18 protein-coding genes are annotated in these 26,874 nt (G+C 60.5%); 4 read left to right on the top strand and 14 right to left on the bottom strand.

From position 1 onward, the window contains the following. Positions 1–191: 191 nt before the first annotated feature. From Q8N04_16480 to Q8N04_16435, 10 genes are all read right to left on the bottom strand, one after another. A complete protein-coding gene (locus Q8N04_16480) occupies positions 192–3,350 on the bottom strand; it encodes a CusA/CzcA family heavy metal efflux RND transporter (protein MDP3092271.1) in 3,159 nt (1,052 codons plus the stop codon). Then, entirely contained in the window at positions 3,350–4,543 is a 1,194-nt protein-coding gene (locus Q8N04_16475) for an efflux RND transporter periplasmic adaptor subunit (protein ID MDP3092270.1), read from the bottom strand. The genes Q8N04_16480 and Q8N04_16475 overlap by 1 nt, the downstream gene beginning before the upstream one ends. 53 nt (positions 4,544–4,596) lie before the next feature. Further along, a complete protein-coding gene (locus Q8N04_16470) occupies positions 4,597–5,883 on the bottom strand; it encodes a TolC family protein (GenBank protein ID MDP3092269.1) in 1,287 nt (428 codons plus the stop codon). Between the two features lie 43 nt (positions 5,884–5,926). Further along, positions 5,927–6,376 (bottom strand): hypothetical protein, encoded by a 450-nt coding sequence (locus tag Q8N04_16465; protein MDP3092268.1) that lies wholly within the window; start codon positions 6,374–6,376, stop codon positions 5,927–5,929. Positions 6,377–6,430: 54 nt separating this feature from the next. Beyond that, positions 6,431–6,823 (bottom strand): response regulator, encoded by a 393-nt coding sequence (locus tag Q8N04_16460; GenBank protein ID MDP3092267.1) that lies wholly within the window; start codon positions 6,821–6,823, stop codon positions 6,431–6,433. A gap of 361 nt (positions 6,824–7,184) precedes the next feature. Beyond that, on the bottom strand, positions 7,185–7,586 hold the full coding sequence (locus Q8N04_16455) for a response regulator (protein MDP3092266.1): 402 nt from the start codon (positions 7,584–7,586) through the stop codon (positions 7,185–7,187). A gap of 50 nt (positions 7,587–7,636) precedes the next feature. Continuing rightward, a complete protein-coding gene (locus Q8N04_16450; GenBank protein MDP3092265.1) occupies positions 7,637–7,945 on the bottom strand; it encodes a hypothetical protein in 309 nt (102 codons plus the stop codon). 349 nt (positions 7,946–8,294) lie between these two features. Then, a complete protein-coding gene (locus tag Q8N04_16445; GenBank protein MDP3092264.1) occupies positions 8,295–8,741 on the bottom strand; it encodes a response regulator transcription factor in 447 nt (148 codons plus the stop codon). 174 nt (positions 8,742–8,915) lie between these two features. Beyond that, positions 8,916–9,557 (bottom strand): response regulator transcription factor, encoded by a 642-nt coding sequence (locus tag Q8N04_16440; protein MDP3092263.1) that lies wholly within the window; start codon positions 9,555–9,557, stop codon positions 8,916–8,918. After that, positions 9,554–10,675 carry a sensor histidine kinase gene (locus Q8N04_16435; GenBank protein MDP3092262.1) on the bottom strand — a complete coding sequence of 374 codons (1,122 nt, stop codon included), beginning with the start codon at positions 10,673–10,675 and terminating at the stop codon, positions 9,554–9,556. Before Q8N04_16435 ends, Q8N04_16440 begins: the two co-directional genes overlap by 4 nt. On the opposite strand from Q8N04_16435, the gene Q8N04_16430 reads away from it, so the two are divergent. Next, complete coding sequence (locus Q8N04_16430) at positions 10,674–10,805, top strand: hypothetical protein (protein ID MDP3092261.1); 132 nt, start codon at positions 10,674–10,676, stop codon at positions 10,803–10,805. The genes Q8N04_16435 and Q8N04_16430 overlap by 2 nt on opposite strands. Here Q8N04_16430 and Q8N04_16425 read toward each other — a convergent pair. Next, entirely contained in the window at positions 10,802–12,457 is a 1,656-nt protein-coding gene (locus Q8N04_16425; GenBank protein MDP3092260.1) for a thiamine pyrophosphate-binding protein, read from the bottom strand. The genes Q8N04_16430 and Q8N04_16425 overlap by 4 nt on opposite strands. A gap of 146 nt (positions 12,458–12,603) precedes the next feature. Between Q8N04_16425 and Q8N04_16420 the strand changes: the two genes are divergently transcribed. Next, positions 12,604–13,797: a class I SAM-dependent rRNA methyltransferase gene (locus Q8N04_16420; protein MDP3092259.1), complete on the top strand. Its 1,194-nt coding sequence runs from the start codon at positions 12,604–12,606 to the stop codon at positions 13,795–13,797. Between the two features lie 43 nt (positions 13,798–13,840). Here Q8N04_16420 and Q8N04_16415 read toward each other — a convergent pair whose 3' ends face one another. Continuing rightward, positions 13,841–14,302 carry a helix-turn-helix transcriptional regulator gene (locus Q8N04_16415; GenBank protein MDP3092258.1) on the bottom strand — a complete coding sequence of 154 codons (462 nt, stop codon included), beginning with the start codon at positions 14,300–14,302 and terminating at the stop codon, positions 13,841–13,843. A 171-nt stretch (positions 14,303–14,473) separates the two neighbouring features. On the opposite strand from Q8N04_16415, the gene Q8N04_16410 reads away from it, so the two are divergent. Both Q8N04_16410 and Q8N04_16405 read left to right on the top strand, forming a co-directional pair. Beyond that, the gene (locus Q8N04_16410; GenBank protein MDP3092257.1) at positions 14,474–14,815 is read left to right on the top strand and encodes a hypothetical protein; all 342 of its coding nucleotides are present in this window, start codon (positions 14,474–14,476) and stop codon (positions 14,813–14,815) included. Positions 14,816–14,869: 54 nt separating this feature from the next. After that, positions 14,870–15,676: an RNA methyltransferase gene (locus Q8N04_16405; GenBank protein ID MDP3092256.1), complete on the top strand. Its 807-nt coding sequence runs from the start codon at positions 14,870–14,872 to the stop codon at positions 15,674–15,676. Positions 15,677–15,744: 68 nt separating this feature from the next. On the opposite strand, the gene Q8N04_16400 is transcribed toward Q8N04_16405, so the two are convergent. Continuing rightward, positions 15,745–24,498, bottom strand: a complete 8,754-nt coding sequence (locus Q8N04_16400) for a glucoamylase family protein (GenBank protein ID MDP3092255.1) — start codon at positions 24,496–24,498, stop codon at positions 15,745–15,747. A gap of 870 nt (positions 24,499–25,368) precedes the next feature. Beyond that, complete coding sequence (locus tag Q8N04_16395) at positions 25,369–26,859, bottom strand: CYTH and CHAD domain-containing protein (protein ID MDP3092254.1); 1,491 nt, start codon at positions 26,857–26,859, stop codon at positions 25,369–25,371. Positions 26,860–26,874: the final 15 nt, after the last annotated feature.

Here is a 26,874-nt window from a genome sequence, read left to right as displayed (position 1 = left end):
GATCCCCCAGCCATCTCTGTCCGAAGACAAGAAAGGCCACCGAGGTGCCGCCGCTGACCAATAGGGACCATTCCTGCTTGATCGTGGGTCGCACGTTCATGGTATCGAGATTGTCAGGGTGCCTTTCACGAAGCGCTTGTCATGCGCAGGTTGTTGAAACGTTCCGACGATCTGATGAGATTGCACCAGGGCTATTGCCCTTCATGGGCTGGTTCGATAACGGGGCGGCTGTCGGTCGGCGGAGTGTCCTGTTGGGTACTTCCTTCAATCCATCGATAGAGGATCGGCAGCACGATCAACGTCAGCAACGTGGAGCTAACCAGTCCGCCGATGACGACGATGGCCAACGGGCGCTGAACCTCCGAGCCGATTCCATGGGCGAAGGCGAGAGGGACCAACCCCAGCAACGCGACCAGGGCGGTCATGAGGACCGGTCGCAGGCGCAGCAACGCCCCGGACATCACGGCTTCATCCAGCGACGCGCCTTCCTCGCGCAGGGCATTCATGCACGAGACCAGCACGATGCCGTTCAGCACGGCCACGCCGAAGAGGTTGATGAACCCGATCGAGGCCGGCACGCTGAGATATTCCCCGGTCAGCCAGAGCGCGACCACCCCGCCGATCAGAGCGAAGGGCAGGTTCAAAATGATGAGAGCGGCCTGACGCAGCGAGTCGAAGGTGGAGTACAGCAACAGGAAGATCAATCCGATGGTGATGGGAACGATGAGCCGGAGTTTGGCCATCGCCCGCTCCATATTTTCGAACGAGCCTCCCCAGGCGGCGGTATAGCCGGCGGGAAGCACCACCTGGGTGGCGATCTTCTGCTGTGCTTCAGCGACCAAACTGCCGATGTCGCGTCCCATCGTATTGAACCCGATGGAGACATACCGTTGGAGCTTTTCCCGGCTGATCCGGCCGGGGCCTTCCTCAAGGCGGACGCTTCCCAGGTCGGCGAGAGGGATCAGGGCTCCGTCCCTTCCGGTGACGAGAATGTTGCTGATCGTCTCGGCGCTGTTCCGGTATTGCTCCGGGAAGCGGACGAGCAGCTCAAATCGTTGCTGCCCCTCGTAGACGCGAGTCGCGACTTCGCCGCCGATCGCGGTGCCGATGATGTCCCGCACGTCGGACACATTGATGGCGTGCCGCGCAATCTTGCCGCGATCGATGTCGATGGTAAGATAGGGCTGTCCGAAGAGTTGCTCGATCTTGATATCCCGCACCCCGCGCACGGTGCTCAGCTGGCCGGCGATCTCCTCGGCCTTGCTGCGCAAGATCTCCAGCTCCTCCCCGAACAGCTTGACGGTCGCTTCTGTCCGGACGCCGGAGATCAGCTCGTCGACCCGCTGTTGGATGGGCTGGCTGATCAGGAACGTCGCGCCCGGGATCCTCGTCAACCGCTCTCGGAATTTCTGCATCAATTCAGGCATCGTCCGGGCGGTCGTCCATTGGTCCAGCGGGCGGAGTCGGACGACGGGGTCGCTTTCGTTCGGTTCCTGCGGATCGTTCCCCAGTTCCGTGCGTCCGATCTTCGAGACGACCATCTCCACTTCCGGAAATTCCATCATAGCCTGCTGCATACGCTTTTCGATTTCGATAGACGCAGGGAGGGAGACGCTCGGCAACCGGATCGTTTGCGGAGCGACGGATCCTTCGTTGAGAATCGGGATAAATTCGCTTCCCAGGAACGGAAACAGCGCCAGGCTGCCGAGCAGCGAGCCCACTGCGCCCACCAGCACGATACTGGTATGTCCCAATGCCCACCGGAGCGACGGGGCATAGAGGCGCTTGGTCCAGCGGACGATCCAGGGGTCTTCCTCGGTCCCTCGCTTCAACATGAGAGAGCAGAGGACCGGCGAGAGCGTGAGCGACAGCACCAGGGAGGCCAGCAGGGCGATCATGATGGTGTAGGCGAGCGGTTTGAACATCTTGCCCTCCATCCCATGCAGGGACAAGAGCGGCAGGAATACCAGAGTAATGATCAGGATTCCGAACACGACCGGCTGTCCGACTTCCTTGACGGATCTGGTGATCAGCTCCAGGCGCGGGACGGCAGCGGACGAGTGCTCTGAGAGGTGCCGGTACACATTCTCGACGACGACCACGGAGCCGTCCACGATCATGCCGATGGCGATCGCCAGCCCGCCCAGCGACATGAGATTGGCCGTGAGTCCGACTTGGCCCATGACGATGAACGTGGCCAGCGGGGCCAGCACCAGGGTTGCGACGACGATCAGTGCGCTGCGCAGATTGCCCAGAAAAAGCACCAGCACCACGACGACCAGCACGACGCCTTCGGCGAGAGATTTATACACCGTATTCAAAGCGGACGTGATCAATTCGATCCGGTCATAGAACGGCACGATACGCAATCCGTCCGGCAGCAGATGCAGACGGTGTATGTCGTCGATGCGCGCCTTGATGCTTTCGACGACGTCACGCGCGTTCCCCCCGCGCAACATGAGGACGATCCCGCTGACCACCTCGCGATCTCCGTTGAGCACGGTTGCCCCGTGCCGGACCGCATGGTCGATCAACACCTGCGCCACATCGCTGACAAAGACCGGCGTGCCGCCGGCTTCCTTGATGACGATGCGCCCGACGTCTTCGAGCGACCGAATCAGGCCGATCCCGCGCACAATATATTTCTCGTCGTGTTTCTCCAGAATGTTGCCGCCGGCGTTGGCGTTATTGCTGGCGACGGCGTCGAAGACCTCGCGGAGGGTCAGATTGTATTTGCGCAGCATGGCCGGCTCGACCAGCACTTGATACTGTTTGACGAAGCCGCCCATGGAGTTCACATCGATCACCTCGGGCGTGCTCTTCAGCAGCGGCCGGATAATCCAGTCCTGGAGGGTGCGTTGATCGATCAACTGCTGGTGGGTTACCGCTTCGTCCAGGGCGGGAGCGCGGGCGTCGGCCAGGTAGTACTGGAAGACCTCGCCCAACCCCGTGCTGTTCGGCACGAGCATCGGTTCCGTGCCCGGGGGGAGCTGCTCCTTGACTTCGATCAGACGCTCGAGCACGAGCTGGCGCGCGAGGTTGATGTCCATCGCATCGTCGAACACGATGGTCACCAGGGACAGCCCGACCTTGGTCAGGGACCGCATTTCCATGAGCGCGGGGACGCCGGTCAGTTGCAGTTCGATCGGGTAGGTCACCAGCCGTTCGACTTCGGCTGGAGACAACCCGGGCGCCTTGGTGACGACTTGCACCAGCACGCTGGTGACATCGGGAAAGGCGTCGATCGGGATGGTGCGAAAGGAATAGAGTCCTCCGATGCCGAGCATGATGGCGAAGATCACGATGAGCATGCGCTGGCGCAGTGAAATGTCGAGCAGGCGGGTAACCATCAGACTTGTTTCTTCAAGAACTCGGATTTCAAGATGAAGGCGCCGTGCGTGACGACCGGTTCGCCTTCGGTGAGGCCTCCGAGGATAGTGCTATGGGTGCCGTTGGATTCTCCGACTTGGACCTCGCGGACTTCATACTCGGTAACGTTGCGTTGCACGAAGACGAACGTCCGGTTCTGGTCCCGTTGGAGCGCGGCTTCCGGGACGGCCAACCGGTCAGGCTGCGATTCGGAGAAGAGGCGGATTGTGGCGAACATCTCCGGTTTCAGCCGTCCCTCGGGATTGGGAAGTTCGAGCCGCAGCTGCATCGTGCGGGTGGAGGGATCCAGGACATCGCCGACATAGGTGATCGTTCCCTTGAAGGTTTCCTTCGGATAGGCATTGATGCGCACTTCGGCCTGCCTGCCACCGGAGGCATGGACGGTGTGGACGAACGGAATGTCTTTTTCCGGGATGTTGGCCCGCACCCAGACTTCGGAAAGATCGGCGACCACGAAGAGCTTCTCGGTGGTCTCGACGACCTCTCCTCTGGTCAGGTTGCGTCCGATGATGCGGCCGGCAAAGGGGGCCACGATCGGCACATGGGATCGGATGTCCCGGCTTTTGTCGAGTCGGCGGAATTCTCCCTCGTTCATGCCGAGGAGCTTCAGGTGATCGCGCGCTTCATGGGCTTCCGCCTGCATGCTGAACAGTTCCGCCTGCCGTCGCTGGGCTTCCGCTTCCCCGATCACTTGTTCCTGCAGCAGGAACTTGGCCCGCGCGTAGGCTTGCTCGGCGACATGGAGTTTGGCTCGCGACTTCAGATAGGCGGATTGTGCCAGGCCCAGGTCGCTGCTGTAGAGGATGGCTAGGAGGGCGTTGGCTTCGACCTGTTGTCCCAAGTCTGCGTAGACGTCCACGACCCGCCCGCGGACCAGGGTTGTAATGTCCGCCATCGCGCGTTCATTCGGTTGTAGGATCGCGGGAAAGTCCCGAGAGGTGCGGAAATCGCTTCGAGTCGCCGGCTGGATGACCAGGCCGATGCGGACGGATTCTTCCGCGGTCAGGGCAACGATGCCGGGGGCTGAGTCGGCGCCGGGCCGATTGGCCACGGCGGCATCGCCCGGCGCCTGGTTGCATCCTGAATGAGCCAGGAGCGCAGCGACCAGCAGGCCTGCAAGGAGATGAAGTTGGACGTGCAATGGTGAGCTCATAACGGAAGCATTCTCCAGTGTGCCGCATCGGCTGCGACAGGGTGGCTGCAAGGTCATAGGGCGCCTCCCACGGCTCGTTCCAGGCGAGCCAGGGAGACCGACAATTCGTACCGCGCTTGGGCGTAGTCCATCTGGATCTGGCGTTGCACGCGCTGAGCATCAAAGACGTCGAGCAGGCTCGACGCCCCTTGCTGGAAACTAAACTGAGCGAGTCGTAAGGCTTCTTGCGCTTGTTTCAGCAAGCCCTTGTCGAACACGTCGATCAATTCGGCCGTCGTTCTGGCATCTTGATAATGCTGGAAAATGGCCCTCGCCAGTTCGTTGCGCGTCCGCAGCAGCTCGGCTTCATGATGTCGCTTGGACCCTAACGACGCGGCGATTTCTCCCTCCCGGCGGTACCAGAGCGGCATCGGGATGGACAGCCCTCCTTGCACCGCTTCCCGGCCGATCTCGCGCCAATAGCTGCCGTTGACCGTCACGCTGGGAATTCTTGATTGCCGTTCAAATTCGATTTTCCAGTCCGATTGTTCGACCGATTTCAGCAGCCGTTCAATGGTCGGATGCTGGGTGCCCATGCGGACAATCAGTCCGTCAAGGTGGACTTCCTTCGACATGCCCATGAAGTCGCCCTGAATCACATAGGTTGGTCCGAGCGCGCCGCCGGTCAGGGTATCCACCACCGCCCGGTTGATGCGGACGGCGTTTTCGGCGCGGGCGAGCTGTTGTTTGGCCTTCAGGACCTCGACTTCGGATTTGATCGATTCGAACTGCGGCGCCTCTCCTGACTTCACCCGCGCTTTGACGATCCGGGCGACGCTTTCGACGATTTCCAGATTTTGCCGGGCGAGCGCGGCATCCCGTTGGGCCAGCAATAGGTCGTAGAAGGCGACCTTGACTTGCGTGGTCAGGTGCAAGCGTGTTTCCGACATGCCGGCGTTGGCGGTCGCCAGTCCCGCGTCTGCCACCCCTTGGCGAGCCTTTCGCATCGACGGCCATTCCAACGGCTGTCCGATGGTCACGTTGTATTCGGTGAGCGTTTCACGTCGGAGGGATTCGCGGATATTGGCCCGACCGGTGTCCCGCACTTCACCGTAGCCCATGTATCCGGTGACGGTAGGATTCGGATAGGCGCCGGCGGCGGTCTGTTGGCCGCGCTGCTGATCGATAGTCCCTTCTGCGGACGACACGGCCGGATTTCTCGCCAAGGCCAGGTCGAGAATCGAGTCGAGTGTATAGGCCGATGGGGCCGGCTCCAACGCGAAGGCAAGCGAAGCCGGCATCGCGGCGCTAGATAGTGCCGCGACGAGGCACGCGAGCAAAAGACCTGAGCGAATGTTCATATACAGTACTCTGGTGAGAGCGGTCAGCATATCAGTTCCATCGTTAGGTTGCTCTGGCGGACACCACGATTTTTGCGGTGGGAGTCATGCTTCTGAACGGATCTTGGAGATTCAGCCAGATATTATATTGAATCGAGCCAGTACGGGCAAAGCAGAGACTCACGTACGCATTGGGCGGGATGGTGGCGGTATCATCAAGTGCCCCGAAACGCGAGAAACCTGTCTGGCAGGAAACGCCTGATTCTGACAATTGACTGAGTAGGCCGATCTTGACCGGCTCCTGACGCAGGTTCTGCCACCGTACTTCGTCTCCGACATGGACATCCAAGCGCTGTGGGCTGACGGCATCCTGAATGTGGATGTAGTGGGTCCGCAACGGAGTAGCGTTGGGTGAAGCTGCTGCGCAGGCCGCCAGGAGCCCGGCTCCAATGAATAGCCCCACCAGTCGGAGTGCGCGATGAGTGACGGAGAACCCCGGATTCCTTCTATACATGGCATCCCTTTCTGTGCGCAGTAAACGCCGGCTGCTGTATCGACCGAATGGAGGTCACTGTTGTGAGAGCAGCGCGGCGATCGACGTCAGTAGTGTGTCGAGCTCGTAGGGTTTATGGATTGTCCGGTCGGCGCCAAACGATTTAGCCGCAGGCAACATATCGGTCTGGCCGCTTCCCCCGCTCATGGCGATCAGTTTGATCTGCGGCCTTTCACGCCGTAAGGCGAGAATCGTTTCCAGTCCTTCTTTGCCGGGCATGAACAGATCCACAATCGCCAGAGCGCACTCTTCCTGTCTGGCGATCGCCAATCCGGCATCTCCTTCTTGGGCTTCCCGAACGTCATAGCCAGCTTCTTCAAGCGCGAACCGGAGGAGTTTGCGAATATCGGGATCGTCGTCGATGACGAGGATCGTACGGGTGTTCGGCGCATCAGTTCGGTCGGTCATGTGTACATCTTCCTGGTACCCACAGCAGGGAAATCGAGCCTGGCTTCCCAGAGGCTGTGGATGTTTCGTGAACAGTGTCAGGACTGGCTTGGGCGATCGTTCCGTCGATTCCGGCCGGTGTCTGAGCTCTCGGTGGCGGTCTACTCAGGGGGATCTGGGTCGACGAACACGGTGACTGTTCCTATGGGGTTAGTACGTGGCATTGTGGCGCATCCAGAGCCAGACCAAGGGGAGCCCGATTGCTTTCGACGAATCCCGTTCAGGAGGCACCGCTATGAGTCGATGCCACGTGATTGGCCGTTGGTCTTCGGTCACCCATTGGTCTGACTGTGCTGGAGACGGTCTGCCATTCATTTTACGTTCAGTGCGGCGGTCCGGAGAACACCGAGGCGCATTTCAGCTTCAAAAGCTCCGGGTCAAAGGGTTTCACGAGGTATTCTTGCGCCCACATCCTGACTGCGCTTCGAAGCTTGTCGATGTGGGGCGTGCGCGCCATGACAATGACCGGGATGGTTGGATGGCGGTCCTTCATTTCCTGGAGGACGGCCATGCCGCCGAGGACCGGCATATCCATTTCGAGCAGCATGCCTGCGAATGCCGAGGCGGGAGCTGATTGAGCGAGACGTGCGAGTCCCGATACGCCGTTGTCTTCCCCTTCAGCCTCGAATCCCCACTGGGCCAACTGGCTGCAGACAGCCAGGCGGACGTCATCATCATGATCGATGACGAGGATGCGCCGCCGCACCGATGATTCTGTCGACAAATGGGGTTCCTGTTTTGTCATCATGTCGTGCCGGTTCAAGGAGGCCAGTCTCATTGCGGATGGTCCCCGCTGGAGTGGCGCAGGCGTTCTGCTCCGATCGATACGGCCCCGAGGGACTGTCCCCGCGGGGGGCGTGCTTTGCAGGCGCCTGGCCTGGGGCGGGTGGCACGATGGGAGAGGATGAGCGAATCGGTGATGTCCCCGCAGAGCAGACACCGTTGTCCGGGAAACGACAGATGTCCCCCTCCGGATGTCCAATCGACAAATACTTCTGAAACGGTCGGACCCTGACAGCGGGCGCATGTGAGGCCGGCGTGCGTCTCCATGTCGGATCCCTTCCCCTGTGTGGACGTGGCCATACGGATGAGTCCTCTATGCCCGAAATCCTGTTGTCATTGCCGGCTGCGGGATCGCACGGGCCGGAGGTTCCGGCAGATCCCCGTCAACAGAGGGGAGGTACCCTCGACCGAAGGTGAGGAGTTGGTCGTAGAATCGCTCACAGTCACGGCAATAGGCCTCTTCGATCTTGACGTTCTCCGGGAGGGGCGGAGCGTCCTTCGATGGCCCTGCCTCCTGCTCGCCGTTGGCTGGACTTGCCTCGACCCTTTCGCCGGTGAGACGTCGACAAAATCCGCAGAGTGTCATTCGCATAGCCATTGCGGTTCCCTCTCAAGTGATCCGATCAATCTGGCCGTGTTCCAACCCAACCTAGTGGGCCGGTCGTACTCCCGTCGCCGGGGCTGATGGTCTTGCCGGCCTCGGGGGGATGGACGGTGCGATATTCTGTGCGCGACCGCTGTCGATCAAGGACCGTAACGAGCCGACCAAGTCCGTGGTTGCGCCTTTAATGAGATAGCCGACTGCCCCCGCGGCAAAGGCGGCGTCCACATAAGAAGATTCGGCGTGGGCGGTCAGAAAGATGACCCGTGAGTGGGGGGCGATATCTTTCAGGAGCCGCGCGGCTTGGAGGCCGTCTACTTTCGGCATGTTGATGTCGGAGATGATCACATCCGGTTGCAGGCTCTGGGCATATTGCAAGAGTGTTTCGCCATCCTCCGCTGCGCCGACGACTCTAAATTCCGGTTCCAGAATGACGCGGAGGAGTTCTCGGATTTGCGGGTGATCGTCCGCCAGCAGGATTCGAGTCCGTTTCATGGCGCACCTCCATGGAGATGATGGTGCGGAACGCACGTGCCCGATTGGCTACGCTCCGTAGGTGGGAGTGTAAGCCTTTGAGAAGTGAGACAGTACTAGACAGGTCCCCAGGTAGAGCTGGGGAAATCCCTGGGTTTTCCCAGCGAAAGCCCGGGAGTAGCGGCAGAACGGGAGTTACGATGAAATGAGCCCGTGGGTCAGGGCATACCGGGTGAGCTCGGCCGTGGTGTGGAGATCCAGCTGATCCATTAAGTGTGTCTTGTGAAACTCGACGGTTTTAGGAGAGATGTCGAGGGCGGTCGCAATTTCTTTCACGGTGTTCCCTTCCGCGACCAGTTGCAACACTTCGCGCTGGCGCGGCGTCAAGGCATCGCCGCGCTTCGTAGACGGCGTTCGTCCGGTCACAACAGACTGCACTAATCCCTTTGCTATCAGTGGGGTAATGTAGTTATGTCCGCTCATGACGGCGTGAATAGCCTGGACGAGTTCCGATCCGGCCGAGCGTTTGAGGAGGTAGCCTTTGGCGCCGGCCTTAAAGGCTTCGTTCACATACGCCTGGTCGGCATGCATGGTGACGAAGATGATTCTCGTGTCCGGCAAATCCTTGTGGAGTTTGCGGGCGGCGTCGATGCCGTTCAGATGGGGCATGGAAATATCGAGGGTCACAATGTCCGGCTGGAATTGATGGGCCATCTTCAGCAGCGTGCGGCCGTCTTCTGCGGCCCCGACAATGTCGCAGGATCCCTCCAGTAATTTGCGGTAGCCGTCCAGGACTAATGTGTGGTCGTCGGCAAGAAGCACTCGGGGTTTTGTCACATCTCCTCCATCAAGGGAATGCTGGCGTGAAGCGTTGTGCCGCTGCCGATGACAGAGTCGATCGTCAACGTGCCTCCGATTAGGGCCACCCGCTCCTTCATGCTCAATAAACCGAGACCTCCTGCTTCAGGTCGCCGAAGATTCTGGGGGAATCCAACGCCGTTATCGGCGATCGTGAAGAGCAGTCCCATGCTGGACTGAGTCAAGGCAACTTCGACCCGCGACGCCTTCGCGTGGCGGACGACATTGTTCAAACTTTCCTGCGCGATGCGATACAGGCACGTCGCCACGTCCTGCGAAAGCGTTTTCGGCAAATCGTGGCAGGTGATACGGGCCTCAAGATGGTTGCGGGAACCGATATCCTCCACCAGTCGCTGCAGGGCGATGGAGAGGCCGAGGTCGTCGAGGATCGAGGGGTGGTAGTGATAGGCGAGATGGCGCACATCTTCGGAGAGCTCGGCTACGCGGTCCGAAATCGATCGGATGGCCTGGGCGAGCGGCTGCGTGAGCGCCGGCATCTGCCGCTGAATTCCCTCCAGTTCGATGGACAGGAGCGCGAGCCGCTGGTTGATATCATCGTGGAGATCGCGTGAAATTCTTCGTCGTTCATCCTCCTGGACCTGAATCAGTTGTGATGCCAGCCGTTTTAATTCGAGTCGGCTGAATTCGAGGGAATGCTCGGTGCGCATACGCTCCGTGATCTCGGCGACCAGCGCCTCGTTGACCCTGGCGAGTTGCTGGGTGCGATCCTGTACCCGTTCTTCCAGTTCAGCGTTCATCTGTTGGAGGAGGAGTTCGTGCTTGCGGCGCTGGGCAAAGTGCCAGACGGGCACCCACATGGCCCAGATGCTGAAGGCCCGGTTGGAAATAGGTACCCACAGAGGAACGTTATGCGGGTTCTCGCTCAGGAGCCCTGCGACGATGATCAAGGCCGTGACGGTGCCGGCGATGATATATGGATACCACCGTTGTGAAGAAAGCAGCGACAGAAGTACCGGGCCGAGATAGAGGATATGATTGGTCACACCGAGCGGTGTGTGGAGGTCGATGACCAAGAGCCCGACCGTCAGTGCAGCCACACCCGATGAAATAGCCCATTGTGGAGGTGTATATTTCATGCGTGTCCGTGCCGTGAATTATCCTCCCCGTGGCCGGGCCATTCAAGCCGGGAGCGGTGTGTCGGCGGAAAAGTTGGTGCCGAACGAGCACCGTGCCGGCTCAATCGGCCTGGTACCCTCGAAGTCCTAGGGCTTATCCGTTGAAAGTTTTTTGCCAAGGCGACGTGCCAGACGGACCATGCCGGGGGAGCGATCGGCCGGATCCAGCAGCACGTTGAGCACGTGTATCTGTGCGGGATCGGCCAGCGCGGCGGCGACGCGCTGTTCAAAGTCCCGTTGGGTTGTGACGCGGGAGCCCACACCTCCACCTACCAGATCGCAGATGCGTTCGTACTGCCACTCGTGAATATCGTTGAACGGGCCTTCGAGGATTTCTCGTTCGGTGGAGTAGCCGTGGTTGTTGAGAATGATCACGATGGGGGCCTGTCCGTAGCGCACGCAGCTGGACAGTTCCGTTCCGGTCATCTGGAACGCTCCGTCTCCGACGAGCACGATCGGGCGGAGGGTCGGGTCGGCGCAGGAGGCGCCGAGCGCGGCCGGAATCGCAAACCCCATGGAGGTGTAGTAGGCGGGAGAGAGGAATTCGAAGCGTCGATGGACGTGTAGGTCGGCGGCGGCGAAGAGCGATTCTCCGACGTCGGCGATCACCAGCGTCTGGTCATTCAGAACCGTGTCCAGATGGCTGAATAGTCCGCGCAGCGTGATCGGCCCCTTGGGATCCAACGGTGGGCTGACGGGGATCGACTGGACCGGCAGAGGACGTGACGGGAAGCTGGGGAGCGGAGCCTCGCCGAGCCCCTGCACAAAGTCTTGGAACCGGATGGCCTCATACCGATGATGTTTGATGGCGACACGGTCGGCGGTGGCGTGGATGGTCCGGCCTTCGGTCATGAGCGGGGAGTGGGCATCCACATCTTCGACATCGGAGAGAATCGATCCGAGAATCAGGAGACAATCGGACTCATTGATGAACCGCTGGACCTCATCCCGCCCGATCAGCCCTCCGTACACACCGACATACAGCGGGTGGTCTTCCCGAATCACGGATTTTCCCAGCAGGGTGGACGCAATGGGAATGTTCAGCCGTTCGACCAGCCGTGCGAGATCGTCATGCAGGCCGAATCGTCCGACTTCTGCTCCGACTAATATCGCCGGGCGTTGAGCGGCCGACAGCATCGCGCGGACTTCGCCGATGGCTTCGGCCAGTGCCGCCGGGTCGCTGGGCTCGTCTTCAATGCAGATCGGTTTGCCGGTGTTTCTCAGGGGCGTATGCACCATGTCGCGCGGGATTTCAATGTAGATGGGGCGACGATACCGGAGCAGAGCGGCGAAGGCCCGATCCATTTCTCGCTCGGCAGTGAGGGGATCGTCGAGCGTGATGGCGGCGACGGTCATGTGTGCGAAGACTTCCCGTTGGGTGGAGAAGTCTCTGACCATGTGGTGCATGTAGGGTGTGCGCGTGCGTTCGGAGAGTCCCGGCGATCCCGTGAGCAGGACGACGGGAGAACGTTCTGCGTAGGCGCAGGCGATCGCGTTGACGGTGTTGAGCCCGCCGACACAATAGGTGACGCAGGCGGCGCCGATGCCGTTGATGCGGGCATAGGCATCCGCGGCAAAGCCCGCGCAGTCTTCGCGAGTCGTCGCGATGTGCGCAATCGGAGAGGCCTCGATCAATTGATAGAGCGACAGGACATAGTCACCGGGAATCCCGAAGATATGCCGGACTCCCAGACTATGAAGCCGGGCTAGGACGGCCGTTCCGATCGTCGCCGGTTGCGTCATCTGTATCCTCCGGGAAACGGGTGCAAGCGAGTCACTACGTGCAGCACACCATACTGACCGGGCAGCGTCAAGCGTTCCCTTGGCACGGATGCGCAGGGCTGGGAATCCTCTTGACCTTTGATAGCGCCAGGTTGGATAAGTGACGCATGATAATACAAACGGAAGCCTCCACTGCGCGTGTGACGTTACTCCATCAGATGGGCCGAGAAGGGCCCGGCCATCTCTGGCTCTATGCCGGCCATGTGGCGCAGATCGAAGGCCAGCCGGTTGCCGGTGATGTGGTCGATGTGGTCACGCCTGCCGGACGATTCTACGGCCGAGGGTTGTACAACCCGGAGTCCAAGATTCGGGTTCGTTTTCTCACGTTTGAAGACATTCCGATCGATGAGCCGTTCTGGCTTGAGCGGATGCGTCAGGCGGTGCGGTTGCGACAGCGGATCGTGACGAATTCGACGGCGTACCGGCTCATCCACGGCGAAGGCGACCGTCTGCCGGGATTGATTGTGGATCGCTACGATCAGGCGCTCGTCATGCAGACGCTGGCGTTCGGGATGGACCGTCGAAAAGCGATGCTGGCCGAGCTGCTTGCAGAGGTGACCGGCCTGAAGACGATTTATCTCCGGAATGATCCGAAAAGCCGGACGCTTGAGGGATTGCCGCTGGAGCGGGGCTTTGCGAAAGGAAACGGCGCGACGACCGTCGAGATTACCGAAGGGCAGGCCATCTTTCGTGTGGATATGGAGTCCGGACAGAAGACCGGGTGGTTTTGCGATCAACGCGAGAATCGGTTGGCGGCGGCACGGTATGCCAACGGCGCTGAAGTGCTGGAGGCGTTTTGCCATACGGGTGCATTCGGGATTCATGCGGCGCTGGCCGGCGCCACATCGGTTGAGGGGTTGGATATCAGCGAAGACTCGCTGGTGATTGCGCGGGAGCATGCGCGTCGGAATAATGTCGAGTCACGCTGCCGGTATCGCGCCGGGGATGCCTTCGACGAACTTCGATCCTTGGTCAAAACCGGGAAGCGCTACGATATGGTCATGCTTGACCCTCCGGCGTTCGCCAGGAGTCAGCAGGCCGTGCCGAAAGCACTCACCGGATACAAAGATATCAATCTGCTTGGAATCAGACTTACGAAGCCGGAAGGTTTTCTGGTGACGAGTTCCTGTTCTCACCATATCTCTGAATTGCAGTTTTGGGATGCCATACGTCTGGCTGCGCGTGATGCCAAGCGTGAAGTCCGATTGATCGAGCAGCGGGGACAGAGCGGCGATCATCCGATTCTGGCGAGCATGCCCGAGACGCGCTATCTCAAATGCCTTATCCTGCAAATCTTCTAGCAGGCTGTTGATCCGGGTAAGAGATATCAGCCGATGTCGGCAACTAGCCGCTGGGCGGCTCGAAATGACCCGGGGGCCGTTGTTGCCAGGGAACAGAGGCCTGGCGTGATTGTTTGACGAGACTGCGAAGGCTCATTTCCGCTGCACGGAGCAGTTTGGGGTCGCCTGCCTGCATCAGCGCCGTCAGCATGACATACAGCGATCGATCCAAGCGAGAGCCGGTCAGAATACGTTCGGTGACGGGGTCTGTGCGTTCGGGCGGCGGTGGCTCGTCGTCGCCGGACTCATTGAACAGGCAATCGAACGATTTGGGTGTATCGAATAGCCATGCGGGTGGGATGCGAAGGGCGGTTGCGAGTAACTCAATGGTTGCTGCAGAAGGATCGGCCTGATCGGCCTCAATGTCTTCTAGCTGAGCCGTCGAGATGCCGGCGGTCTTTGAGAGTGCTTCAATCGATTGGTTTCGAGAGAGCCTCCAGGCCTGTATGAGTGCACCGATTGGCATGTGCGGATGATATAGAAGTCCGGATTCTGCCGCAAGCGACCCCATGATGTGAATTTGACAAAGTGCATACACATCAATGACTTATGTCATTTTTTACCTGGTGGCAGGTGAGAGGTGAATTCAGGTACAATATGCCCGTTCGAACTTAGGTCTTTGAAGGAGGGCGGGAACATGTTGGGAACGGACATTCGTGGCATTATGGCCGAAGAAGAAGAAGTGCAGCGGCGCCAGCAGGCCCTGAAATCACTCATGACGATGCGGGCGCGCCAGCTTCGCGAATCGCTGGATGCTCGGATAAAGCGGGCAGGCAATACAGGCGATTGGAAGCTGCTCTCGAAAGCCGAATGCGCGGATTTACATAAACAAGAGAAAGCCCACCTGAAGTCACAGCTCGAGAAGCTACAGACTGAGCAGGATCGCACGCGCGGGAAGCTCACGCTCCTCAAGCGCGCCAAGGCGAGGGCTCAGCGGATTCGTGCCGCAGAAGCCGCGTCCGAGCGGAAGCGGCGGTAGTTCTCTGTCAGGGTTTCTCTACGGGCCTGGCTCAGTAGGGTAAGAGGGTCGAACGTGTCTGCTCTGCTCCGCCCTCTTACTCGTGCCCAGGGATCGTTAGTTCGGCATCTCCTCCAGGACAAGAAGTCACGTCTCAGTGAAGGCGCCTTCGTCATCGAAGGGGCTCACGCCTGTCGCGATCTCATTCATTCTTTTTCGGCACAGATCGTCAGCCTCACGGTTTCAACCCGATACCTTGAGCTGGAAGACCAGGAGAGCCGCGCTGCTCGGAACGCATTGCGGGCTACGCAATATTCCTGTCCGGAGGAGACCTTTGAGAAGCTCTCTGATGTAGACGTGCCGCAGGGAATTCTCGCGGTTGTCCGATTGCCGAAATGGAATGAAGGCGAAGTGTTGGCTCAGAAGCGAGTCTTGGGTGTGTATGGCGAACACCTACAAGATCCAACGAATGTCGGCACGATCATCCGAACCGCCGCGGGGCTTGGTCTGTCAGGTGTCTGGCTCAGTCCTGACTCGGTCGACTGTTTTCATCCGAAGGTGGTGCGGGGCACAGCCGGAGCGATTCTCGCACTTCCGGTGTTTCAAGGAGCCGAGCTGTCTTCGCTGATAGCCTCAGGGTGCGTACTCTATGTCGCCGTCGTATTGTCGCCTGAGGCCTGTGATCTCAGAAGTATTACAGCGCGCGCATCTCGATCCATCATTGCAGTAGGGAATGAGAGCCAGGGCTTGCTCCCTGCCTCCATCGCCGCATCGCCGCACAGATATTCCATTCCTTTGGCCGGAGGGATCGACTCCCTCAACGTCGCCACAACCGCCGCCATCTCTTCGTACTATTTCAGCGGACTTCCTGTCGCACGATAACCGTCGCAGCCGCGGTCTCCTTTTCGACCATAGTGACGGCGAGAAGATGCGGTGTGTCGTGGGTTCCCCTATTCACTGACAGCCGGTCGAATTCTTACTTCAACCGAGTGCTCTTGTCGGTCGTCCGTAAGAGGAATGGTCGGATCGTGTTGCTCGACACCGTCCACCGTCACACTGGTTTTGCCGTTTCCGGCACCGATTTGTAAGACCGTAATATGGTACATGGTCTCCCGGTATCGGTAGTGCAGCGTGAATCCTTTCCAGTCGGCAGGGATGCACGGAGTGACGCGTAGTTTATCGACTTCCAGCTTCAGTCCGAGGAGTGATTCGACGATGAGCCGGTACAGCCAGCCGGCTGAGCCGGTGTACCAGGTCCATCCACCGCGGCCGGTATGCGGCGAGACTGCATAGACGTCGGCCGCGACGACGTACGGTTCGACCTTGTAGGTCGCAGTCTCCTCCGGAGATCTCGAATGATTGATCGGGTTGATCATCGTCAACAGTTCCCATGCGCGTTGCTGCTCTCCCAATGCGGCGAACGCCATCGCCGCCCAGATGGCCGCATGCGTATATTGGCCGCCATTTTCTCGTACCCCCGGCACGTATCCTTTGATGTAGCCGGGGTTCAAGGGTGACGTGTCGAACGGTGGATCCAACAGTTGGATCAGCGCAGCATCCCGGCGCACGAGGCGTCGGTCCACGGCGTCCATCGCGATGCGCGAGCGTAGGGTGTCTCCGGCCCCGGAGAGCACCGACCAGCTTTGCGCAACCGAATCGATTTGGCATTCGGGATTGGTTGCAGACCCCAACGGCGAACCATCATCAAAGTAGGCGCGCAAATACCACGCGCCATCCCAGCCATGCCGCTCGATATTCTGACGCAGGTCGGCAGCTTCCTGCCGGCAACGTTCGGCGAACGGGAAGTCTCCGCGCAGGTGGGCAAGCGTGGCGAACTGCGTGAGCACGGCATATTGGAAAAACCCCAACCAGATGCTCTCGCCCGTGCCGTGCTTGCCGACCATGTCCATCCCGTCGTTCCAGTCACCGGAACCGATGAGCGGGAGGCCATGCGTGCCGCGCGTGAGACCTTTTCGGATCGCTCGCACGCAGTGTTCGTACAAACTGGCCGATTGTTCAGACCGGACCGGTAGATCGAAGTACGAGTCTTCCTCCTGGTTCAAGGGGCGGCCTTCGACGAAGTGGATGGATGTTTGGTCCAAGACCCCGGTGTCACCGGTGCTGAGCACGTAGCGGCATGTGGCCAGCGGTAACCAGAGATAATCGTCCGAACAGCGGGTACGCACGCCCCGGCCTGAGGGAGGGTGCCACCAGTGCTGTACATCTCCTTCCTGAAACTGTCTGGCCGCGCAGAGGAGGAGGTGCTCGCGCGCGAGGTGCGGTTCGGTGTGGATGAGCGCCATGGTGTCTTGGAGTTGATCGCGGAACCCAAAGGCCCCTCCGGATTGATAGTATCCGCTCCGCGCCCACAGCCGGCAGGCGAGCGTCTGGTATAAGAGCCAGCCATTGGTCAGCAGATTGAGTGAGTGGTCCGGTGTGTCCACCTGTACGGCGTTCAGCGTGTGCGTCCAGTATTGCTGCACCGCCGTGAGCGCAGCGCGGGCGGCGGCCGGTCCCCGGAATCGCTGTACGGACTTTTTGGCTTCATCGGCGGTTCGCCCGATGCCGAGTCGGAAGATGATCTCACGCTCTTGTCCGCTGGCTAACTCGAAGGGAACGTGGATGGCTGTGCAGGGATCGAGTCCGGCCCCGACTTTCCCGGACAGCCGTAACCGGGTCATCGCGGCCGGATTGCGAAGCGTGCCGTTTCGCCCGATAAACTCGGTCCGGTCGCCACTGATGGATCGAGCCGTCTCGTCGACATCAAAGAAGGCCACCCGTCCGCCGAACTCCGTGTTGTAGGAATTTCTCGCGAAGACGGCCCCGCTCGTTGGGTCCAATTCGGTGACGACGTGCATCGTCGATTTCGGACGCAGATCTCCCAGTACCCATTCCACGTACCCTGTCGCAGATAGTTTGCGCGCGCGGCCTGATTCGTTCCGCACCTTGAGCACCATGAACTTGATCGACGCATCCAGCGCCACGTACACCCACAGTTCCGACCGGATGCCGCGTTCCGTATGTTCGAAGACGCTATAGCCGAAGCCGTGCCGGCTGACGTACGCGGTCGATCCGCGGCTGGGAAGCGGCGTGGGGGACCAGAAGTGGCCTCTCTCTTCGTCGCGGATATAGAAGGCCTCTCCACTCGTGTCGCTCACCGGGTCGTTGTGCCACGGGGTGAGGCGGAACTCGTGCGCGTTTTCGCTCCAGGTATAGGCCTGGCCGCTCTCCGAGACGACGGTGCCAAAGGTGGGATTGGCCAGGACGTTCACCCACGGTGCCGGTGTCACCTGCCCATGCGTGGTGGTGATGACATACTCGCGCCCATCGGAGGTAAATCCTCCCAGCCCGTTGAAGAACATGAGATCGTGGCGCGGCATCGCAGCGGATGGTTCGGGTTCAGGCCGGCGGGTTCGGATGGGCGTCAGCCGAGGGACGGCACTGTCCGTTTGGCCGCGACGGGTCATCTGGTCTTCCAGCGATCCTCGTCGGTCGCTAATGATCGCGCGCGCGACGGACTGGAGCAGGATGCGGTCTTCGTTCGAAATCTGCTCCGCAGGACGGACGAAGATGCCGCCCGGTCGATCGATCACATGGGCTTCGACGCCCGCGGCAATCAGCCCCATGATTTGTTCGTGGAGCAGCTGGCGATAGCCGGCATGATCTTCGTTCCAGATCACCAGATCGACGGCCAGCCCCTTGGAGCGCCAGTAGGCATGGGCCTGTACGAGTTGACGGACCAGATCGATATTGGCCGGGTCTCCGATCTGGAGCAACACGATCGGGAGATCGCCGGAGATCGCGTAGCCCCAGAGTCCCGATTGCCCGCGGCGGTTTTTGATCAGATCACTCGGGTCGGCCCGCAGGGAGGCATTCGCATACAAAATCGAGTTCGCCAGTCGGCCATAGAGTTGCGCATCGGCTTCCGTGGCGTTCAGCTGCCGCATGACGACCTGGCTATGAGTCCAGGCCATGTCGAACACACGATCGGCGAGGCGGCGATCGTGATATTTCTCGACCAGGCCCAGGCAGACTTCGCGGCTGTCGCCGATGCCGGACATCAGATCAATGATGACTGATTCTTCCGGATCGAGGGTGACCTGACAACGGATGGCGACGATCGGATCAAGCACGGAGCCTGCACTCCCGGAAAGCGCCGCATGCGGATGCCGCTCCGGTTGTCCGCCGGAGCCACGGAGCGCCTGTGGATCGGCGGCGGTGCGACCGCGGCCGATGAATTGTAGGCGGTCCGTCTCGTACGACATGGCTTCGGTGGCTGCTCCATGCACGGCCATGAGGTGGCACATCCATGGCGTGTGCTCGTCGAGGGAGCGAGGCCGGCGCGTACAGAGAATCGCTTGCCGTTCGTGAATGATTTCGGTTTGCACGAAGAGGTTGCTGAATGCGGGATGCAGCGTGTCCGAGGCAGACGATGCGAGGACGACTTCCGCGTAACTGGTGATCTCGATCGTGCGGCGGCTCTGCGAGTCATTGGTGATGCGGGTCCGACGCAGTTCGATATCATCTTCCGGCGACACCACAATCTCTGTGTAGGTTTCGATATCCTGATCCCGCCGGCGAAACTCAGCCCGTCCCTCTGAAAAGATGACCTCATAGCTGGTCGGTGATTGCAGTGTCGGCTGATAGGCCGTGGACCAGAATGCCCCGCTTTCTATATCGCGGAGGTAACAGAAGGTGCCCCAATTGTCGCGGGTACTGTCTTCGCGCCAGCGGGTGACGGCGAGATCCTTCCAGCGACTGTATCCACCCCCCGCGTTCGTGATCATCACGTGGTATCGACCGTTCGATAATAAATGCACCTCGGGAATCGCGCTGTGCGGGCTGGTGAATCGGCGCACCGGTACTTCTGTGTCCCCCGAGGTCGTCCGTATGTCGGAGAGCTCGGCGGTATGCGAATAAAATGCCGTCGCCTTCGGAATCCGCTCCTGGAGCAGCAGCGTCGTTGCCTGGAACAACGGATCTGAATCGAATCGCTTTTGCATGGGGCGGTCGAGGAGCAGATAGGCCAGGGCGAGCAAACTCATGCCCTGGTGATGGGCCATGTAGGACCGAATCATCGCGCTTGATTGGCCGCGCGGGAGACGGGAAGGCGTGTAGTCGATCGCTTCATAGAAACCGAACTGTCCCTCGGCTCCTTCTTCGGCGAGTCGTTGCAGATTCAGACAAGCTTCCTCAGGCGCCACCATCAGCGCGAGCGCCGTGGCATAGGGCGCAATCACCAGATCGTCGGCCAGCCCGCGTTTCAATCCCAGCCCGGGTACGCCGAAGGCCCGATATTGATAGTTCAGATGCACGTCGATCGTGTTGTAGCCGGATTCTGAAATGCCCCACGGGACGCCGCGCTGTTTTCCATAGGCGATCTGCCGCTCCACGGCTGCCTTGCAGGTCTGGTCGAGCAGGGTGTTGTCGTACGTCGGCATGACCAACAGCGGCATGAGGTATTCGAACATCGATCCGCTCCATGAGATGAGGACCGGTCCCCCACCGGCGGTCGTAAGGAGCCGCCCGAGCGCAAACCAGCTTTCTTGCGGCAGTTGCCCCTGTGCAATCGCGACGAAGTTGCATAGTCTGGCCTCCGAGGCCAGCAGGTCGTAGTAACTCGTGTCCCGTCGGCGATCGCCGACGTTGTAGCCGATCGCCAGTAGATGACAGGTCTTGTCGAACAGGAACTCATACTCTATGGCGGCGAAGTGACTGGCCTGACGGGCTAGCTCTTCGAGCGCCGCGATTCTCTCTCTGGCGCGCTGGCTGGCCTTCACGATGAGCCCTTGAAGGTTGCTGATCCAGGTGCGCTCCTCAGGCATCGCCTCCGGACCCATGCGATGTTCGATGGCGTGCAGGCAGGAGAGGTCAAGCCGCGCCAGTTCACGCAACGTCGGGATCACATCGATATCGCCACATTCGCTGAGCCGACTCTGTGAAGCCGACAACAGGGCCCAGGGGGCGAGAAACATGAGGTCGTCGAGGGCGTCCCGGCATTGCCGGTTGAGCGCGTGCGCCCACCAGGTAGCGTGGTTTTCAGGAGTACCCTTCAAGGATGCCAGTATCTCTTCTGCGGTGGTGGTCAGCCGGTCAAGGCAGAGCCGGGCCGCCGTGAGCGTGGTTGGTTTGGATTCATCGGCCGCCTCCAGATGTTTCTGGAATTTGGCCAGGAGGGCTTGCGCCGGTTCCCCGGCAGAATCCTTGAGAGCGCCGAGGGTGTCGCTGAGTCCGTCAAGGAATCGCGGTGCCAGGATCTTCTGGTCGGGGAGCGCGAGCAGGCCCGGCCGCAATGTCAGCAGGTGGCCGGCAAGGTTTCCGCTATCCACGGTCGACACGTAGGTCGGCAGCAGGGGCTTCAGCGTCTGGGTGTCGTACCAGTTGTAGAAGTGGTTGCGGTGTCGCTCCAAGCCTCCCATCGTGCGCAGCGCGTTCGTCGTGCGTTCGATGAGCCGGCCTGCCGAGATATAGCCGAAGTCGTAGGCGGACAAGTTGGCGAGCAGCGCGAGCCCCATGTTGGTCGGCGACGTGCGATGGGCGATGACGGCGACCGGGTGCTCCTGAAAATTATCCGGCGGCAGCCAATGATCGTCCGCTCCGACGAATTGCTCGAAGAACGCCCAGGTTTTTCGGGCCAGCTTCCGGAGAAAGATGGTCTGGTCGGTCGTCAGATGCACTTCGGGCCGAGTGATCGGCTGGCTGATCCACCACGCGACAACGGGGGAGGCAAGCCAGAGCCCCAGAATGGGGACCGCCGCATCCAACGAAGCGGTTTCCTCCAGCGACAGATACATCGCCGAAGCCCCGGCAAGAACGGGCGCGATCCACATCATCCGGCTGTAGGCGACGAGGTCTGTACGCCGATCGAGGTCTTGATTGCTCGATGGATTCCATTCGAGCCGTCGGGTATGCGTGACCCCCATCCTCCAGATCGTGCGCACAATCGCATCCACACTGTAGAACGCCTCGTAGGGAAGGAACGTGACCGTCAAGACCGTCTGAATCATGTGCTGGCCGGCCGCACGGATTGCGACCGCGGCATGCTGCTCCGGTAACACGTCTTCCGGCTTCTGAAGCAGGTTGAGGATCGTGGCCAGCAATGGAGGGACCAGGATGATTCCGATCACCGAGAGGGTCCAGAGCCAGATCGGGGATAGTACGGTCCAGCCCAGCAGCAAGAGGAGGGTCAATGCGGAAGGCACGAGGCTTCGTCGAAGGTTGTCGAAGAGCTTCCATCGGGAGAGTCCGGAGAGCGGATTCTTGAGGCGGGTTGCGCCAGGGCCTGGAACGCGCGGCAGCAGCCATCCTGCGAGCTGCCAGTCCCCGCGGATCCAGCGATACCGCCGGCTCACATCCAAGCTGTAGCAGGAGGGATATTCTTCGTACAAGTGCACATCGCTCAAGAGTCCCGCGCGCGCGTAGCACCCTTCGAGCAGATCATGGCTGAGGATTGTATTCTCGGGAAAGCGTCCGGTCAGGGAACGTTCGAATGCCTCCACCTCATAGATGCCCTTGCCGATGAACGAACCTTCACCGAACAGGTCCTGGTACACATCGGAGATGGCGCGGGTATAGGGATCGATTCCGGGGTCGCTCCCGTTGAGCCGCGCATAGCGCGACCGGTTCGTCCCCGGCAGGCTGACGGCGACGCGTGGCTGCAGAATGCCGTATCCGTCGCAGACCCGACCTTTGTCGTCATCGTACCGTGGGCGGTTCAGTGGGTGGGCCATGGTGCCCACAAACTGGCGTGCGGCATCGCGCGGCAATTGCGTATCGGTGTCCAGCGTGATTACGTACTTGACGGTTGTTAAGATCGCCGTGTCCCCGACAACCAGCGAGAAACGATCTGCCGGATTACCCCGTAAGAGCTGGTTGAGGTCGGCAAGTTTTCCTCGCTTCCGCTCATAGCCCATCCACACCCGCTCCCCGGGATTCCATCGGCGCGGCCGATGGAAGAGGAAGAAGGCCTCCTGAGTCGTCTCCTTGTATTTGTCATTGAGTTCCTCGATCCGCTCCCGGGCCAGCCGCAACAGGGGCGCGTCTTCCGGCACTGTTTCTTCTTGCGCGTCCCGGAAGTCGGTCAACAGGGAAAAGTGCAGATGGCTGTCCCGATTGGCCAGGAATCGGACTTCGAGCGCCTCGATGAGATGCTCGATATGTTCAACGCTGCTGAGCATCGTCGGAACCACGACCAGCGTGCGCGAATCCGGGGGGATGCCTTTGGAGAAGTCCAGGCGCGGGAGCGCATGCGGCGTGACCAGCACGGTTGCCAGCCAGTTGACCACTGTGACCGCCAGCTGGCTCGTACAGAGGAGTGAGAGGAGTCCGACCAGGGCGAGCAACCAACCGTCTACGCCCCCGGCATAGGCCTGTAACAATAAGCCGGCGGTGAAGAATAGAGACAATAAGCCGATCGTGCCGACATAGAGGAGCGACGGGCACCGGCCGATCGCCCGCTGTAACGCCTCGGCTTTGGATAGTCGCACGCCGACCAATCGTTCAAGCTGCGGCGCTCCTCTGCCGATCAGATAGAAGCCGACATGGGTTTCTCGACGGTCGCTCCCGATTTCCGTCGCGCTCTGCTGCGCCAGCTGGATGGCCTGACGCGCAATGTCGCTTTCCGAGAGCCGGCTGCTCTTGGCCATATGCTCCACCGCGTGGCGATAGCGATCGCGGGTGGCAAAATCCATCGTGCCGTAAGCTGAGGCAGGATCCTCGCGCAAGGTCTGTTCGACGACGCTCATCGTCTCAACAAACGTGCGCCAATCCATCGCTCCCAGGAATCGGAGACTGCCGATGCTGTTGCTGATGGAGACCTGGTCGACGGCTTGCTGTTGGTTTTCCGATTGCACCGACTGCTCAATCGTCAGGCCGGATTCGGAGAGCCGCTGTTCAATCCAGGTGAGCGGCCATGCCAGCGCCGGGCTTTGTCCCTGCAGCCGGCGGGCGAACTCCGCCACAAAGGCGCTCGCCATCGGTGGGCTGGACCGGGCCATGTCGGCGATCACCAGAATGAGACTCTTCGGATCCTTCTCCGCGATCTCCATCATCTGATCCGCCCAGAAGTCCGCGCGATTGCGGTCGATCCTATGCGCGGCCATACGCGTCGCCGCGCGCCGGAGATTCTCGATCAAGGCCAAGCGAAGCATGATCGGGATCGCCCACAATTCGCCTAATGTCAGGCCGGTCATCGTCTGGTACGCCGCGACGAAGCTGCTGAGGCTCCCCGGATCGACGCGTCCGTCACCGTGCGAGATCGTTTCCAGCGCGATGTCATAGACGCGCGGAAGCCCGGCCGATGAGCCATTCAGCAAGTAGGGAAGTTCGCGGCTGTATCCTTTGGGCAAGTGCCGCTTGGCCAGCCGAATCTGCTCTTCAATGAGATAGAAGTTATCGAGCAGCCATTCTCCGGCCGGCGTAATCCGGCGGGTCGCCTTCACCGCTTCGGCCAACAGATCGCGAACTCCGATCAGGACGCTTTCATTCTCAGCCAGCCGGCTTAGGAGCCGGTCCGGAGCCTGGCCCTGGCTCAACTGGTGGAGGCCTGCCAGGGTTTTGCCGTGCTGCTCCATCTGGTCGGCGCTGAAGAGCTCCGAGCGCAGCGGAGGCTCGCCCCCAGCGTACTGTTCGGCTAAGTCGTTTTCGGGAAAGCTGGCTCTCGAATGGAGCAAATTTCCGAGACTGATCTTGCTGCGTACCGTCACGCGTTAGGTCTCTTTCCTGGGTGAGGGGTTTGCGAACCCGTTCCTAACCACTCCTGAGGTCGTGAATGGGTATTCTTTGGTGCCTCGTCAAGAGGACAGCAGTTGGTCTGAAGTGAAATACATCCAGGCCAATGTCCGTCTGCCGGCATCCAACTGCGAGGCCGAAGAGCGAGCCCTGTTCTGTCAGCAGATATGAGTGCAGAGCCTCGTTGAAGCCAGGCCGTAGAAATCCAGGAAGGTCCTGTTGTTAGCCAAGATCTTGTATAGGGAAACGTCTTAATAAAGTACCTGACCTATCGGACGGCTCCGTAACGTATTGCGGAGTATTGCGCGACCACGCGACATCCAACACCGCGGAATATCTTCCAGTGCCTGTATTTAATCCGATAGTTATAAGATTCTCTGGTCAAAACTGCTCAGTATGAAGAATTCAGATAACAGGCGGATCTGACTCAAGAATACGTAGCGGCGGAGACTGGTGAATCGGTCACGCTGGGAAGAAGTCGGAAGCGCAAGAGATAGGACAGTCAGCGGAGTGCATCGCACAGGACAGTTTCACCCTGGGCGCATTGAGTGCAGGAGTCAAGTCGCAGGGTGCGGATTTGAATTGTGCAATGATACTGGATCGTAACGAAGCCTGTCGGGAGGGGGTGACGCGCAAAAGCAATGGCTACGAGAGAGTCGGGGGCATTGAGGGGGAGATTGTTGAAGTGGTGCCGAGGGACAGAATCGAACTGTCGACACCAGCCTTTTCAGGACGTGGTTGCTCTTTGTAATGACCTGAAACTGCTCGTGTTTTCCCGCCATAGCGAGCGTGGGCAACCAAATGGACTACCGGACACTTCTAACATGCAGCCTGGTTGAGGCCTATCAGTCCCAGGCTTTCTGGCCTTGCTTGAGTACATTTTTCAGCGACTTATTTATCCTCTTGCGCGCGGTCTCGCGCCGTGCGCGCTGGCGTTCGACCAGGCGCCCGATGACGAATCCGGCACGGACTGTCGTTGCGGCTTTGAGAAAAGCGCGCAGAGCGACCTCAGCCTGGAGCGCATCCTGGTAGGTGCCCAACAGGTCTTGAGCTGCCCGGGCCCGCTTGATAAACCGCGAAGCCGGTTTGCCGGCGGACCCCAAGGCCAGCTCCGCAGCATACCGCGCCCGCTTGGTCTTGATCCGGACCTCATGCAGCGCCGCATCCCCCGGCGAGGTTCCCAGCTGCCGGACGGCCCGCCGCAATTTCTTGAACTCCTGGCTCGCCAGATCATGTAGCGTGAGCGGCGATTCCACCATGGCGGGATCGTGGGCAGCCTGTTGGAGCCGCCGGATCAGCTCAACATACCGCGCGCTATTCAGCTCGGTAAGCAGCGCCTCGTGCACGTGTTCCCGCTGGGAGCGCAGTTGTGTAACAAGGCGCGCCAACGGCGGTCGGTCGTGGACATCGAATCCTGCGGTTGCTTCGGTAAAGTGCGCGATCTGAACGTCCAGATCGCGCGCGGGTCCAAGCATCTGGCCGAGCCAGGACAGTTCGCCTTGAAGCGAGGCCGCCCAGTCGGGCAGGAGCACCGGCCGGGCCGCGCGCAGCATGGCGCGCAACCGGCGTGTGGCGACGCGCATCTGATGCAAACTTTCAGACTCCTTGCCGAGCCTGGTGCCGGGGTCGTGGGCCAGGAGCCAGCGGACCTGTTGCGCCAGCGCCCACCGTACATGCATCGCGACCGGGGCGTCCGGCGCCGGCGGCACGTCGGCGGCCGGGGCCGCCAGGGAGAGCGCGCGAAAAAGCTTAGGGCGGCCGTCATGATCGCGCGCGCCTGCGCGCCGGAGCAGTTGTTCGAACTCCTCCAGCGCCGCGGCATCAGGGCCGTGCTGCTCGATTTCCAATTCACGAAATCGTTGGGTCACGCTACCGTTCATCAGTACCGCCACACTGTCGAGGGCGATCTCGGCCACCGGCTTGCCACGGCGCTGGACGCGCAGCCCCGTCCGCCAGACCCGCAGCGTGGCGACCGGGACGAGCTCGCTTGTTCTCAGATGAAGTGCGAGCAATTCCCGAAATGCCGCCGGCGGCTGATCGTGCCGATCGGCGAGTTCCACTTCCTGCCGGTCGGGACCCAGGGGAATCTTCAGCTGCCAGGCCCTTTTGCCCCGCTCTGAGCGGAGGCGAAGGGTGATGCGCGCCTGTGCCAGATCGTGTGCGGCGGTGTCGTAGTAGGTGGAGGTCAGAAGGCGTCGTGGCAGCGAGACTCCGCCTGGGACGCTAGGCAGGCGGAAATCGGAGTCGACGCAGAGCGTGATCTCGCGCTCGATGGTCGAGCTCAGGGCGCGAGAGCGAGCGCGAACAGGAGGATCGGTAGTAGAGCGAGCCATCATGAGATCCCTCATCCT

Origin of the sequence: Nitrospira sp., assembly GCA_030692565.1 — a bacterium.
Taxonomy (GTDB): domain Bacteria; phylum Nitrospirota; class Nitrospiria; order Nitrospirales; family Nitrospiraceae; genus Nitrospira_D.
The sequence above is the reverse complement of the archived record's forward strand: the minus strand, read 5'-3'. Positions and strand labels throughout refer to the sequence as shown.